General features: G+C 44.4%; 14 protein-coding genes. 3 read left to right on the plus strand and 11 right to left on the minus strand.

The annotated features are described in order from the left end of the window. Positions 1-113: 113 nt before the first annotated feature. Genes AB6D58_RS18365 through AB6D58_RS18380 form a run of 4 tightly spaced genes read right to left on the minus strand, consistent with a single transcriptional unit; the run spans position 114 to position 4027 of the window. Positions 114-773, minus strand: a complete 660-nt coding sequence (locus AB6D58_RS18365; RefSeq protein WP_017061900.1) for a potassium channel family protein — start codon at positions 771-773, stop codon at positions 114-116. After that, entirely contained in the window at positions 774-1874 is a 1101-nt protein-coding gene (locus AB6D58_RS18370) for an AI-2E family transporter (RefSeq protein ID WP_017068458.1), read from the minus strand. It lies immediately after the preceding gene. A gap of 22 nt (positions 1875-1896) precedes the next feature. Beyond that, positions 1897-2916 carry a DUF2955 domain-containing protein gene (locus AB6D58_RS18375; protein ID WP_372157982.1) on the minus strand — a complete coding sequence of 340 codons (1020 nt, stop codon included), beginning with the start codon at positions 2914-2916 and terminating at the stop codon, positions 1897-1899. After that, entirely contained in the window at positions 2906-4027 is a 1122-nt protein-coding gene (locus AB6D58_RS18380; RefSeq protein WP_017072266.1) for an HlyD family secretion protein, read from the minus strand. The genes AB6D58_RS18375 and AB6D58_RS18380 overlap by 11 nt, the downstream gene beginning before the upstream one ends. Before the next feature lie 159 nt (positions 4028-4186). Here AB6D58_RS18380 and AB6D58_RS18385 point away from each other — a divergent pair, with 159 nt between their 5' ends. Beyond that, positions 4187-5182, plus strand: a complete 996-nt coding sequence (locus AB6D58_RS18385) for an AraC family transcriptional regulator (protein ID WP_017072267.1) — start codon at positions 4187-4189, stop codon at positions 5180-5182. 36 nt (positions 5183-5218) lie between these two features. On the opposite strand, the gene AB6D58_RS18390 is transcribed toward AB6D58_RS18385, so the two are convergent. The 7 genes from AB6D58_RS18390 to AB6D58_RS18420 all read right to left on the minus strand — a co-directional run bounded on the left by AB6D58_RS18390 (position 5219) and on the right by AB6D58_RS18420 (position 13055). Further along, a complete protein-coding gene (locus AB6D58_RS18390; protein ID WP_017061905.1) occupies positions 5219-6280 on the minus strand; it encodes a sensor domain-containing diguanylate cyclase in 1062 nt (353 codons plus the stop codon). 118 nt (positions 6281-6398) lie between these two features. Then, the gene (locus tag AB6D58_RS18395; protein WP_054545669.1) at positions 6399-7403 is read right to left on the minus strand and encodes a Solitary outer membrane autotransporter beta-barrel domain; all 1005 of its coding nucleotides are present in this window, start codon (positions 7401-7403) and stop codon (positions 6399-6401) included. 387 nt (positions 7404-7790) lie between these two features. Next, positions 7791-8990: a carbohydrate porin gene (locus AB6D58_RS18400; protein WP_372113179.1), complete on the minus strand. Its 1200-nt coding sequence runs from the start codon at positions 8988-8990 to the stop codon at positions 7791-7793. A gap of 115 nt (positions 8991-9105) precedes the next feature. After that, complete coding sequence (locus AB6D58_RS18405; RefSeq protein ID WP_102393604.1) at positions 9106-9765, minus strand: DUF3299 domain-containing protein; 660 nt, start codon at positions 9763-9765, stop codon at positions 9106-9108. Between the two features lie 81 nt (positions 9766-9846). Continuing rightward, complete coding sequence (locus tag AB6D58_RS18410) at positions 9847-11226, minus strand: amidohydrolase family protein (RefSeq protein ID WP_050619673.1); 1380 nt, start codon at positions 11224-11226, stop codon at positions 9847-9849. Positions 11227-11463: 237 nt separating this feature from the next. After that, the gene (locus tag AB6D58_RS18415; protein WP_102393622.1) at positions 11464-12444 is read right to left on the minus strand and encodes an AraC family transcriptional regulator; all 981 of its coding nucleotides are present in this window, start codon (positions 12442-12444) and stop codon (positions 11464-11466) included. Positions 12445-12626: 182 nt separating this feature from the next. Then, positions 12627-13055, minus strand: a complete 429-nt coding sequence (locus tag AB6D58_RS18420) for a PACE efflux transporter (RefSeq protein ID WP_102393603.1) — start codon at positions 13053-13055, stop codon at positions 12627-12629. Between the two features lie 137 nt (positions 13056-13192). On the opposite strand from AB6D58_RS18420, the gene AB6D58_RS18425 reads away from it, so the two are divergent. Further along, on the plus strand, positions 13193-14095 hold the full coding sequence (locus AB6D58_RS18425) for a LysR family transcriptional regulator (protein WP_372157988.1): 903 nt from the start codon (positions 13193-13195) through the stop codon (positions 14093-14095). A 423-nt stretch (positions 14096-14518) separates the two neighbouring features. Then, on the plus strand, positions 14519-14863 hold the full coding sequence (locus AB6D58_RS18430; RefSeq protein ID WP_017064409.1) for a hypothetical protein: 345 nt from the start codon (positions 14519-14521) through the stop codon (positions 14861-14863). Positions 14864-14924 lie beyond the last annotated feature (61 nt).

Below are 14924 nucleotides of genomic sequence, written 5' to 3' on the forward strand. Positions count from 1 at the left end.
TGAGCCCGTAGAGGACTTTCACCTCCTAGATCAACGCCATGCTCGGCGCACAAATAGAACAAGCCCGGCGATTGCCGGGCTTGTTTGTATGTGCTCTATTATTTGTAAATGCTCTATTGGGACTGAGACTGTGCAAGTCGAATGCTCACCAAACTCGCCACCATGATAGCTAAGTAAAAGCTGCCGATAATGGATTCCATAAACACAAAGAATTGAGCAATAGGCAGAGCTGGTGATATGTCGCCGTAACCAACCGTAGTCAAGGTGATAAAGCTAAAGTACATCGCATTAAACAAGTTCGTCAGCCAGACTTGCTCTTCTAACCCGTTAAAGGCATTAGGAAAGATCTCTAAAATTAACAAGTAGATGGTCGACCAAGCAAACCCTAGCAACAAGTAAATACAGATGGAGCCGATGATGTGATTGGGTGTCACCGTTTTGGCTTTCATCACCTGCTTCAACGCCGAGTAAATGTGTGAAAACAAGAACACAGCCAACGCCGATAGCGTCACTATCGACAGGTTATAGCCTTCCAAAAATGAAAACACGCCAGACACGAGCGCCGTAATCAATAAAAGCCCATACCAAGAGCGATACAAGGCTCGCTCTTTATGAATACCGGCAATTGAACTCGCCAACGTAATAATGATAAGAAATAGGATTGTTTTCTGGCCTTGCGGATAAAACTGCTGCATCACCGCGCAACCAAGAAACAACACCAACAGTGCATAGAATAAGAAATAGAAGTTGTCGTCTTTAGAGACTGGCTTCATCTATTTTCCCTCGACCTCTGCAGGTTTTTTCTCAGTTTCTTGTTGGTTTTTCTCTTCAAGTCCAAGCCACGCCATCATCAGCTCATAGCTTAAACTCAGTATCACAGCACCGACAAACAGACCGACGATGCCTGACATCGCCATTCCGCCCAGTGCACCCAATAGAATTACCAACATTGGAATGTGAGAGCCACGGCTCAGCAATACTGGCTTTAAGATAGCGTCACTGCCGCTCACCAAAATACACCACACTAAGAACAAGCTCGCCGCCAGTGTCGATTCAACGCTGAACATGTAGATGATCGCCGGTAATAGAGCGAGAATCGGTGGAAGTTGGATTATCGCAATGAGCAGCACAGCTAGCGCCCAAAACGCAGCTGCTGGAACGCCTGCAATCACCAAACCGATTGCCGACATCATGGATTGAATCACAGCCACACCAATCACACCTTGCACAACGCTTCGCACGGTCGATTTAGAGAGCTCTACCAACTCTTCACCTTTACCGCCCGTTAAACGCGCCACTAAGTGAGTCACGCCGGTTTTGCATTTATCGGCATTACTCATGAATGCACCCGCAATGATGGTAGAGATGATGAACTGAATAAAGCCGCCACCTAACGAGCCAAGAACAGAAGCCGCTTTCGTCGCAAACTGTTTAAGTTCATCCGCATACTTTATGAAAGTGCCTTCAATATTGTTGGAGGCGGCAACCAAGGTTGAATAAACCTTCTCACCTATGAATGGAATATCTTGTAAGGACTCTTTCGGTTTAGGCAATGACAATGTGCCATCTTGAAGCCCTGTCATCAGGTCAGTCGCGCTGGTGTAGATACCAGAAGAAAGCGCCGCCAAAGGAATAAATAGAAGAATCACACCAATAAAGCTCAGCAATGCACTGGCTTTACCTTTCGACATCCCGGTTTTATTTGAAATTGCGACCGCCACTGGATACAACGCAGTCGCAATGATCGCACCCCATATCACCAGAAGAATGAATGGGCGCAAAATCGAAAAACACCAATACACGAGCATGGCAATCGCTGCGATCTTGATGGCAGCGTCTATCGCCTGTTTTGAAAAATCATCGGTTAACTTCATGAGACGTCCTTGTTAGACAAAATTAAGACTGATTTTGTAGAAACTTCCAATTCCGTGTTTCTAGGAATAGAGAAGCCAAAATCATATATATGCCAATTAACACTAATTGGAATATGCGTATAAGAGTGTTGCTATCGATGTCACCGGAGCTCATCAACGTGCTACCAACCAGTACGAGCAACGTACTAAATGCAGTGGCGAAAATAGGTGCTTTTTCGGGAACCGTGTAGATCTTGGTAGCCATAAGAATGGCAATAAGTCCTATAAACAAAGAATAGAAGACAATGTTGGGTACTATAGAAAGAATTGAAAAAGCAGCAATCGCCAGCAATCCCCCGATACCGTTACTTATCACCAGAAAAGCGCTCAACTTTATCGACTTCTCTGACGTAATCATCAACGATAACAACGCAATGAACATCATTGTCAGTAAAGCTTCAGATATTTGAAAAATAAAGAAAAAACACACCACAGGATAGGAGATAATCATCGCCTTAAAGGCCGCATACCAACGCTGTTTCTTTTCGAGTGGCGCAGCAGCGAAGCCTGAGAACGCCGATTTTGGCTCAGGGAAAAACACATGCACTAACGCAAAAAGCATGACTGAAACCACACCAGAGGTCGCTAAGCCAGAGGCCAGCATGACTGAAACGCCGGGGTTATCAATCGCCATGAATGGCAACATCAAAACCGCAATCAACAGTATGGTGGCAAACAGGTTCCATTTTGGGTCGACAAACAAGTAGTAACCCCACAGCATCATTAACCCCACTAAAATCAGCAATGGGATTGGATAATGGGTAATTCCTCGCGACAGTAATAAACCTAACCCCATTGTCACCACAACGGCCAAGAGCAATTCGTAGACCGTTTCTTTATGGAGATTTGGTTTATCAATTAAGAACTTAGCTGTGAACACTGGCGCCACAAACGCAAGCGGCCAGTTTATCCACGCCGCCAAGAAAACAGCCAACGTGACCCCGACCGTAAATCGCAGGATCCGTTGCTTTGTTTGTTGGTCAGGAATCGGCTTATCGGACATAAGACAATACGCTAATCAAACGAATCCATACTTTGCCTATCGCGTTGAATACAAAGTTATCGCCGCTATAAACAATCACATCCGCTTGACCACCCACTCGGAGCATGCCTGTCACTTCTTCATTATCAAATTCAATGGTTATGGGAAGCATCTGTGTTTGGCGCAACCAACCCGTTTGTTGGCTAGCTTGAGCAAGCTTACCTGCTTGGTCATTTTGCCCCCAATCAACACCCCAATCGATACTACTTACGCGCCCTTTTACCACTTTGCCCGGTGCGAAATCTAACGCCACTTCAACTTCATCACCGACCGTTACATTACCTAGGCTGTTCTCTCGATAATAAGCTTCAATCCAAATATCTTCGGTTGAAACAAAGGTCATGATTGCTTGCCCTGCTGATGCATAGAAACCTTCAGACAGGCTAAAGTTAGAGACACCACCTTGTGTCGGCGCAGTAATCACGGTGCGTTCTAGATTCAATTGAGCTTGTTCAAGTGCCAGCAACGCCGCTTTCACTTGGCTATTTTCTTCGCCTTCTTTACCCATTTGTTTCTTAGCACGGTCAAGGTCAGCTTCTGCATTCACAACCGCCGCACTAGAGGTCGCTAATGCTGCTCGCGCTTTATCTGCATCTGATTTAGAAACGACACCTTTATCGGCCATCTCTAAAACACGCTTAGCTTGCAGTTTGGTATTTTGTCTTTCAACAATGGCTGAGGTGAGTTTCGCTTGTGCTGAAGCAATGCTCGCGGTTTGAGCGCCGACATTTTGGCCTGCAATCTCTAAATTTTGCTCGGCTTGTTGTACGGCTATTTGGTAATCAGACTCATCTAAAATGGCTAGCTTATCGCCTTGATTAACCAGTTGGTTAGGTTGAACAAGAATATCGAGCACTTTACCCGACACCTCAGGTTTGATTGGAACGATATAACCTTTGACACGAGCATTATCAGTAATAGGGATGATGCGGTCTGAAATGATACTGAAGATCAACATGAACGCTACGAACAACAATAAGTAGTTGGTGACCTTTCTTACTTTGTCTTTTCCATTTTCTTGCTGGCCAACTTCTTCCTTGGCTTCTTGCGCATTCCCGTTGACTTCTGACATGGGACTCCCTTCTAGATAACTAACATCAACAAAATTAATACTTTAAAAATAAGCCCGGTGATGGAAAACTCAAGTAAATAGGGTTAGATTTAGTAAACAAAACGTTGCAAATGATATGCACGTCTAATAGTGCGACAATATATACAGGATTGTATTCCAATGAGCTCTAGTCACTACCAAGTCCCGGTAATTCAAACGAACTACGCCAAAATTCTGGTTCAGGTTTTTTCTGACTATGGTCTCGACCTCCACCTTTTGCTCAAAGATTCTGGTTTACCGCCCGATCTCATTGAATCAGAAAGCGACTTTGTGCCATCAGAATCGATTAAACGTTTGATTTATCTGACATCCGCCCAACTTGGCGTATCTCGGTTCACCGATATTCTTGGACTCGCATTTCGACGTCGAATCATCCCAAATGTCTTGCATCAATTTACCGAATTCGAAACCATTGGCGATGCACTAAAACAGATCAATTCAATCTTTGCCTATGATTCACCAGGCAGCAAAGTCGAGTTTATCCAAGAACACGGTCAGAACTGGTTTTGCCGGACAGCCCCGGAAGACAACTCCCCTATGTTTCAATGGGGCGAAGCTTTCGCTGTTATTTATATCATCGAGTTAATAACCATTTTATCGCAATCACCATGGTTACCGACTAAAGTTCGCTTGCAAGGGCATGACATCGATGTCGTCAAAACACTGGTATCAAGTAACTGCCAACTGTTTGTTGATCATTCGTCGACTGCTGTGCAGATTCCTGATGAGATCTTACAACTCCCAATCCGTCTTACGTCTAAAGACCTCAGTACAAAACCGACACTTATTGAGTGGCATACCAGCTTTACCGATAGTATTTATGAGCTTCTAAAACCGTACATGAAAGAACAAGACCTCTCTCTTGAAGAGGCGGCAGAGCTGCTCAACTTTTCAGTGCGAACGTTCCAACGCAAACTCAAGAATGAAAACACCACTTATCGAAAGATCAAAGAGAACCTGATGTTTTCTGTAGCTTGCGAGCTGATGGAAGAAGGCCACACGCTGACCTACATTTCTAGCCAACTCGGTTACACCAACATCTCTCATTTTTCTCGTGCATTTAAGCGTGTGTCTGGCCTTACGCCGAAGATTTACCAACGCTCAATCTCGGCTTAGGCTTCGCTCGATTGATTAACCAAGCACGGCCTACATCTAACCAAGGGCAATTGGAGTAGCACAGCCTGGGCTAGAGCTACACACTCTATTTCGCCCGTTACCTTTAGCGCGGTAAAGTGCCTTATCTGCACTGCGATAGGTCGCTTCGGCTTGCGCCTGTATTTCAGACACACCACTGCTCACGGTCAGGTTCAATGTTGTCCCTTTGGTAATCACTTCTTTCAGTCGATACATCGCCTCAAACGCTTCTGCCAAATTGGTTTCAGGCATCAAGATAGCGAACTCTTCTCCGCCTACTCGCGCGACGATATCAGTGTCTCGGCTGTTGTTTCTCAACAGTTCAGCGACCTCTTTCAGCGCTGAATCACCTTGGTCATGACCGTGATTATCATTGATAGCCTTGAAGTGATCTAAATCGATCAACGCCAAACAGGAATGTGTGTAACCATAACGCTCTGCCAGGTTAGAATAATGTTTTAAGTCGTTATCAAAGCGGCGTCGATTCCAGCACCCTGTCAGTGAATCCGTTTCCACCAGCATTCTTAATCGACGCTCCAATATCTTGCGTCGGCTAATATCCGTAAAGGTCACCACGTACTTGTTATTGTGCGGCAGAATTTCAGTTAGCTTTTCCACCACAACGTTTACGGTAAACTGCTCACCAAGTCGACTGACGCCACTCAACTCACCTTTCCATCTCTGGTTTTCCTTCAGTGAGCGAGTAATGGTCGTGATTAGGCTGCTGTTATTCATAAAACAGAGATCAGAAATCGGACGAGATTCGACTTGGTCAAAGGCATAACCTGAAACCCGAGAGAATTGTTGATTCACTTGTATGACCCTCAATTGACTATCGAGGACAATAAAACCTGCGACACCATCAATGATCGCTTCCGACAAGTTATTCTTGCTTTGAGCCATTTCATGTCGATAAAGGCGTGCGGTAATAAGAGTGCTAAGTAAAAACAACGCACACACCGAAAAAAACATGGCTGGCGTAGAAGCAATACTCAGCAACCACAAGCTAAATGCCATATTGAGGACAAGTGCAGACACCACGTATAGCGGCATTTTTCGGTCATAACTTAACTTGTTCATAGTTTGCTCTGGTGATGGGCGAATGACTATGATGGCTAAGTTTTAATTAAGATATTTACCATTTTACGACACATACAAATTCAAATTATATGAGTACCATTAAGATCAACAACTTATGCTAATTATTGAGTAAGAATAGCAAGCTACCGCCACTGAGTGAGCTGCCATAATTGAAGTTAATTCCAATCCCGAAGTTGTCAAAAAAGTAAGAATCGTAAGGCACATCAAATACTAATCCGGCCCCGAATTCATAGTAATAGTGCGTATCTAAAGGAGCCGTCAAATCACCCGCAACATCGATTCTTGTTAAGTTATAGTGGATTTGAGGGTTATTAAGCGACCAAGCATCGAGCGCTACATTTTGCCTAAACTCTAGTTCATTAATGAATCGCATCCCTTCTGGGTTACCGATATCGCCATCGTTCGCTTCGCCCCAGCCTGTTCCATAAAAGTAACGAACTCTGGAAGACACATTCCAACTGCCCCACTCCTTTGGTTGCAAGTATTGAAGTTTGACTGAAGGTTCTGCAACAAGCGCCCATGCTGATGTATTCAACGCGTAGCCGTCTAGCTGAGATTGAAATGCTTGAGAGTAGCTGTTGTTGTATTCGTATTTATTGCGGTAATAGAGCAAGTGAGTGCCTAAGCCATAGGCGATAGACCAATGCTGGTTTAAATGGTTTTGTCCTCCGAAAAAGCCATACAGGCCCAATACCGAGTCTTCATTTGGGTTAACACGACGGTCAGGAGTCACATCTGATGAAATCTCAATATCCTGTTCAGAAAGCGCATAAGACCCTCGCACAGACCAAATAAGGTCAAAGTCAGGGTCATCCGTTTTAATCACGGAAGAGTAAGGGATGGAGCCCACACTCACTTGGCTTCGAGTATCGATGGTTTTATCGGATCCAAAACCACTGTCGTTTAAGTTGATAAACGAATTAGGATCAAAATCCACAAAGCCAATTGAAATGGCATCGCTGTCAGTCAGCGCAATTGACACAGAAAATATCTTCTCTAACCGGTTCTGAATCAATTCATTGGATGCATAGGCCGAGGAAGAACTGAGGCCCATTAAGAGCAGAATAATAGAACGGGGATAGTGCGATAGGGGTGAAAGCATTAAGTTGACTCCATTCAAACTTATGCTTCAAGTGTAATTGGTAACTTAACTAATTCAATCAGAGAGTTAACGGTGTGTTTGATACTGCTCTCAGTTCCAACTGCAAGAGCGTTGCTAAATCGATGGCCCCCCAAAGTTCTTCTACGTCTTGGATTCTAAAATGAATAATCATATGCGCCTCTGTCTAAATTGGAGTCTTATCTTGGATCATTCTGAAACCGGGAACTTACCATAATACGCCATACCCAGTGAATGACTGTTTACAACTCTGATAGGCGAAGTGATTGTTCATAAGAACTAATTAACGCTGGATGACACGCAGGAAAGCAAAAAGTGAGCCACCATGGGCTCACTTTTTAGGTCTAAACAAGATAATAAGTAGCGGAATTAGATAAAGACTCTCGCTCTAATACTAAACACCCAAGCGCTACTTTCATTTGAAAACGCAGGATCTTTTATATACTGGATGTCAGGCGTGACTTGGAAATGATCACCAAACTGCATGTTGTAGTAGATCTCTGCTGTCCACTGCTCTGTACTACCGCTTATAGCTTTCGCATCAGCTGCAAAAGAATCACCATTCACTTCCGCCCAGTTTAGCGCTACACCAAGGTTGTTGGTCGGTTTTCCTAATCCAAAGTACCCCATACCAACAGAAATAGACTTATCGTAAAGGGCAACATCCCCTTCAGAGAAACCACCTCGCACAAACGGCATCACTTGATCAGTCATGAACTGGCTCCATGAGAAGTTAACGCCCGAGCCACCTTCCGCAGCAAGGCTATTACTATGACGAGTATCGTCACCAAAGTCCCAGAAAGTCACATGGAAGTTATCGGTGTAGATCTGCTCTTGCGAAGCCGTCCAGCCTAACTCCAGTGTGGTGAAGTAAGAGGCATCGCTGCCAAAAGCGGTATCAAAGCCATCAAAAATGTCATCTGATTTACCCTTTGCGTCCGCGATACCACCGACCACATAAAAATTCTCACCCAACATATGACCAGCAGAAAGCGCAAGTACACCATCATCAGGTAAGCCCATCGCACCAGAGCCTGTCGAGAATGCCAAATTAGTAAAGCCAGACCATGGGCTTGCTAGAGCGTAAACATCCGCATAGTTAGTTACATCCTGCCAACCGACAACAATAGTGCCTTTGCCATCGTTAATTTTTTGCTTCCAATTTAAGTCCGTAACACGAAACCCTTGGTCACTGTATGCAGGGCCAATTGAACCGACATAGCCAAGTGGGCCGAATGAATAGTCTTTTGGCGCAGTATCACCATAGGCATGTCTATGTTCCACCTTCCAAACTAAGCTACCTGAGTTCTGTGTGTCCTTTCCGTATAGATGCCATGAACCGTATAATCGAGCCACACCCGACGATGCATCAACGCTATCGCCGCCAACCCCATCTCCTGAGGTCAGCCCCAAAGCAAAGTAATCTGCACCAAATGTAAAACCATCCTCAGCTAATGACTCCCTCCAAGATTTCTTTTGTGCTTTCTGCTCTGCAATTGTATTTTCAACAGAATCTGGGCCTTCAAAGTTAGCGCCGTAAACAACGCCGCTCATTGGGCTAGCCGCCATCACAATTGCGATACTTACTTTAGAAAATCTTGAGTTCATCATGTCACCAGTGCTTTTTAAGTTAGTTTTATTTTAGTTATTACTCACATTGAAAATTGTCATTTGATGACAACCATTAATTTTCTTTTTCATAATAGTCTTCGATCATCGAAGCTTTCATTTCATAACCCATGGTGAGGTTACTTTTACCATCGACTAGGAAGACCTCTTCAGTCACTTTGTTGGAGCTAAAGTCACCTTCTACCCACACTGGATACTGAACGTTCTGTACCTGAAAGCCTTCAGGAAAAGACACGCGCACAATCTGGTTTGCAGGAGGCGGTGGCATGTGGATGCACGCACCCGCCACTGGCACTAACAGAAACTCTGTTGCTGTCATTCCCTCTGAGAATTCCAGTGGAACGATGAAACCGGGAACTCGTACTTTCTTGCCATCAAACTCTGTCGTAATAGCTTCGGCGTTTGCTTTCATGGTTTGCATGTATTCATCACGCAGTGCGATCATTTCGTCTGCGTCCACGCCTTGCTCTTTTAGCGTTTGTTTAAATAATAAAGCCTGTTGTTGAGCTTGCTCTTCCTCTGATGCACTCATTGCTATCACACCTTGTAATAGACGCATTTGTTGATCGGTGAGATCCGGCATTTCTACTTTCATTTCGTGAGACTCTGAGTTCAGATCTTGCCACTCAAGATTCATCGCTGTTTCAGCAAAAGTAGGTAAAGCAACGGCCGTAAGTGATGCCACCGACAGGATAAGAGAAAGCATTTTTTGCATATAGAACACCTTGAAGAGGGATGACCTACCCAAATAGGTCACCCATTAAAGCTTAATTTTTAACTGAGTTGTCGAACTGAATTACAGCGTGTTTTTGTAGACTTTGCCGTCTTTCATGATGACTTTGATGGTATCGATTTCAGGGCTGCGCGGCTCTGCATCAAACCATTTTTCGTTTGCCCCAATCACTGACAAGTCTTCAAGTGGGTTGCCTTCAACAATAATGATATCGGCGTATGCGCCCGCTTCAATCACGCCTAACTTACCCTCTGGGTATGGGTCCATCACGCCAGATAACTTAACGATCTCACCGTTTACCGATGTCATCCCTTTCAAAGTGAAGAAGTTGCCTAACTCTTTACCCGCAAGGAAGATCGTATGGTCAGTTTGTTTGATACAAGAAACCACGTCACCAACACAGTCTGTGTGGAAACCCCATTTCGGTTGGTACTTGTTTACATTCGAGATGTAGTCTTTGAATGCTTTGGTTGCCGACTCCGCTTTACGCTTAGAGGCTGGGTTCGAGTTAATCGCTTCGATCTGTGTCAGGTAAGGTGAAAACGCGGTCATGTTAGTTGTGATGTAGGCGTCTTTATCTTCCATCTTGTCGGCGATATCGCCATCGAACATGAAACCGTGCTCGATCGTTTTAACACCCGCATCCAAGTTACGCATGATCGCTTTTTTGCTGTAAGCGTGAGACATCACGTAAGAGCCATACGCATCAGCAATTTCAACGGCGGCTTCAATTTCTTCCGCAGACATCGCATTCAGCTGCCAAGGGTCAAATGATGATGCCACACCACCTGATGACATGATCTTAATTTGCGTATTGCCTTGCTTGAAGTTTTGGCGAGCAGCCGCTTTGATTTCGGTAATACCGTCGGCATTAAAGCTGACGCTATTTCGCGCCATACTGGTCGATGAACCAAAGAAGTGTTGGTTAGCCGTGGTTAGGTTACTGAAATCGGCATGCGAACCCGTCGGGCCAATAAATGCGCCTGATGTGTAAAGTCGTGGGCCCGGCAACATGCCTGAATCGATAGTCTTACGTAAGCCAGTATTCAAGCCACCAGCATCACGCCACGTGGTGAAACCCGATTGAAACGCGGCGTTCGCGTTGACTGTCGCTCGCGCGGCTAACTCTTCGATCGTTCGGTTGTTTTCGTGGTCGCTTAGGTTACCGCCGTTAAGCAATAAGTGTCCGTGGCCTTCGATTAAACCTGGCATTAACGTTTTGCCTTCGCCGTCAATCACTACAGCGTCACCAGCCTCTATCGGGCTCGCAGAGATTTGTTTGATAAGATTGTCTTCGACTAATACATGATGGTCTTCGTACAATTTGTTTTCAGTACCATTGAACACATCGACGTTAGTAAATAGCGTTGATGCTGCATTTGCAGAAAGAGCAAATGAACACGAAAGAGCAACAACAGAGAGCTTTAAGCCTGCATTTTTCATTTTTACACCTTGATTCCGTTTGTTAGTGGCGTCCACTTCCCATAACGATTCCGTAACTACTAATGAGTGTCATGAGGTTTCAAAGATGTTTTTATTGGTCGCGAAACTCGCTAAAAAAAACAACTCATCCACATTCAATAACTTAGTAGTGATATTGCCAGTATTCAAGGTTGATAAATGGCCATTTGGTGACAATAAATAATTCTGCGTGCAGGCTCCTGTTTTTACTTACTGGTTTTAGCTGTGCTCTTTTCGGTACTGTCTTGGCGTCATGTTCATCTGTCGTTTGAACGCTCGGGTAAAGTGGGAAGAATCGGAATAGCCCATTTTCGCACCTACTTGCGTGATCGATAGATCTGACTGCTTAAGCAATTCTAAAACCTGCTCAAGAACCATCTCTTCAATCAAGGTTTTGTAGACCACCCCTTCACTTTCCAATCGACGCTGGATCGTTCTGACATGAATATTCAGAATCTCAGAAGCTAAGCTAATTGGCAGTTTACCCATCGTGAGATAAGGTTTAATAACAAGCTTAAAAGCGCTCAAGAATGAGCTAGGTAAAGGCTTAGTGAGATCTGGTACTTGAGCAATTTGGGGTAAAACAATCGGTGCAAGCATGATATCTTCAGGGATCTCAAAGGCAGTGACCGGCCTATGCGTATAAAACTGAGCACTGCCCATTTGTGGTAGAGATTGAAAGCATTCGAGATCGCCATTCTGAATGCCAACCTCAGACGGCTTCCAACGCCCTTGCGTTAATACTAAAAGTAGCTCGTTGATGAAAATGACAGAGAACAGCTCAGCGAACTTAAACCAAGGCGCGTTAGTAAACGGCTTCTCGCGAACCAACCACCACTTGCCTCCTGATTGCTTGGTATAGACATTCGCACCATTGGATACTAGCTTCAGCTGCTCACCAAATTGGTCTAGCGCGCTTTTCAATGAATCCTGCTGACTTAGCTTAGCCACAAACCTTGGTACATAGGTTTGCTTGCAAAAACTCCACATAAACAGCGAAAACTCTTCTCTCGACGCAGATTCCCCCATAATCTTGACCACGTTCTTAACCGTTGTCTCAGGGAGATAATCGTAATGGTCATTACTGGTGAGAATATCATTAGGGATTTGGGCACTGCGTAGTAAGGTGTAGATTTCACCATCAATATGTTTGAACAGTTCCGCGAACAGCTCGACTTCCTTCTTATCTACCACTGTCATTATCTGAGAGGTATCTGGCATCCTTTCCTCTTAATCTGTTCTTTCAAGCACTCAAATTATCACCTTATTTAAGATAGCAGAACAAACGATGGGTTACCTAGGCCTACTAACCGAATATCTCCGTCAAAATAACGAATAAACAAACGGTTAGTGGCCAAGCTCGTGTATACTGACTTGGTAGATTACTGAACGGCTAGCTCCCCTCTGCGTACCCAGAATGCTCGAACATGGTCATAAATCAGATTAAACACAAACGCGTAAATGGTAATAAAAATGGTCACGCCGATGTCCATCAAAAATGCCGGCCAAATCCCCACATCAAGTAAGTAAGCCATCACTGGGATCGTCGCCACCAGCAAGCCTGCCTCAAATAGCACAACATGAAAAACACGTAACTTGAGTGAACGCTTTGATTTTTCACCCGTGAAGTAGCGATCAAAAATGCGGTTGAAACAGTAGTTCCAAATCATCGCGATGGTCGCAACAACTATCATGGTTTCTGATAAGGCATTCACATCGTGATCAGTAAATATCGCTAAACCTATAATTGACAGTGTGACGGCCAATACTTCAAACAACACCGAGTGGAAAACTCTCTCTAACGTACTCATACATTCCTATAGCAATTTATAACATGGTGGACTTACCGAAATTATGTCACCGAAAACAATAAGAGAAAGTTAACAGCCATCACGTTTAGTGATAGCTTAAGTATAAGTACCCCATTTTGTATTGAGCGAGAGATAACATGTACAGTTTTGAGCAACTAAAAGTCTTCGTCACGGTGTGTGAAAGTGGCTCTTTCTCTGCCGCCGCTCGCAAACTGAAACGAGCTCAGTCTGGGGTAAGCCAATCGATAGCCAACCTCGAAATTGCCATTGACCAAGAGCTGTTTAACCGAGAGAAAAACATCCCCGTTTTAACCAGCAAAGGTAAAGCGTTATTGCCTGTGGCTAAGTCCATTCTTGACCAGCAAAAGTACTTCGATCAAAAAGTAGAATCGCTGACCCAAGAAGATGAGCACGAACTGATCATTGCGGTTGATGAAAGCATCATAGATAAGAACTTCATTAAGATAATCAGCTCACTCGCCGATCAATTTCCAATCACACACTTCGATATCATTACCACCTCAACCTTTGATGTTGAAGACCTAGTAAGACGAGGAAATGCACAGATTGGCATCATCTACGCGGATGGCGAACTGAAGGTCGATATGGATTTCTTTTTGCTGGGCCAAGCGCGTTTCCTAACTGTTAGCTCTGCCACTCACGAACTGAGTCGCATGTCCGTTGTACAAGACTCAGACCTAAAGCGCTATCGCCAATGTGTGCATCGCAGCTCAAAGCAGCGCGAACTGTGGTTCACCTATGGTATTAGCTCGATGCGTTGGTATGCGAACAACCACAAGAACATTGTTGATCTCGTTGAACAAAACGTGGGTTGGGCAAATGTGCCCGAGATGATGGTGATGGAAGGCATTCAAAAAGGCGATATTGTGGCGTTACCTGCCTCACACGAGCATGGTGGTTGGATTACTCCAGTAGGTTGTTTAGTTTCTCGCAGCCACATCAATGGCCCAGTTCTCACCAGCCTTATTGAGCAGCTTAAGGGGCACTCACTGCAGTACAATCAATGGCAAGCCAACTAGCCTCCCCTGTTTACAAATCATCTCTATTTTCAAAACATCGTCAATTCAGAGATTCAATATCGGCATGGAACACACCACCGCTACCTCATTTCTGCTTATCTTGCCGATAAATATCTTTGTCGTGTGGATAAAACACCCTAGTTGATGTCCCAAAGTGACATAACTACTATGCGATCCCAACGGGTTTGTCTTTTCAAACGAATATAGACAGGCCCAAATCGCTCTTTAACACCACTGACCCAACTTCAAATCTCCCAGATAAGCGCTCAGCCTTGCCGTTGCTTATATCGGTTTCAAATAGATCACTTTTTGAATATTAATTCGCACCCAATTTATGAGCGCTATTTGAGTGCTTTTTTATATCTAAATGAACCTTTTGGAAGATTTGTCGTGAACGTTTTAAGAAATATTTGCCCTGAGAAAATGGGTAAAGAGCGTAACAAACGCGAGTATGATTTACGCGTACTTAATTGTGTCAGTGAAAGCGAATATGAATCGCGTATGGCGGTTTGGAATAGCCTAGCGTTAACTGCTACTCCGTCTGCTTCGGAAACAAAGGGCTTCATCGATGAGTCTTTCAACAAGCTTCAACAAGACCTAAAAGAAGCTAGCCGTGAGTTATCGATTAACTACACGGACTTCATCGCAATGGCGCATGAAGAGATCAACTACATTAAGGTGTTTGTGGCTGATAAAACAGCACAATACGGTTGGTACGCTGCGATCGTTCTTATGGTCATCGGCACGGTTGCTCTGTGTATTCAGTAAGTTAGACCACAAATTTTACTGGCTACTGCATCGAGCGCTTTAATGCGCTCTAACTAGAAAA

The organism is Vibrio sp. 10N.239.312.D08, assembly GCF_041466145.1.
Classification (GTDB): Bacteria; Pseudomonadota; Gammaproteobacteria; order Enterobacterales; family Vibrionaceae; genus Vibrio; species Vibrio crassostreae_C.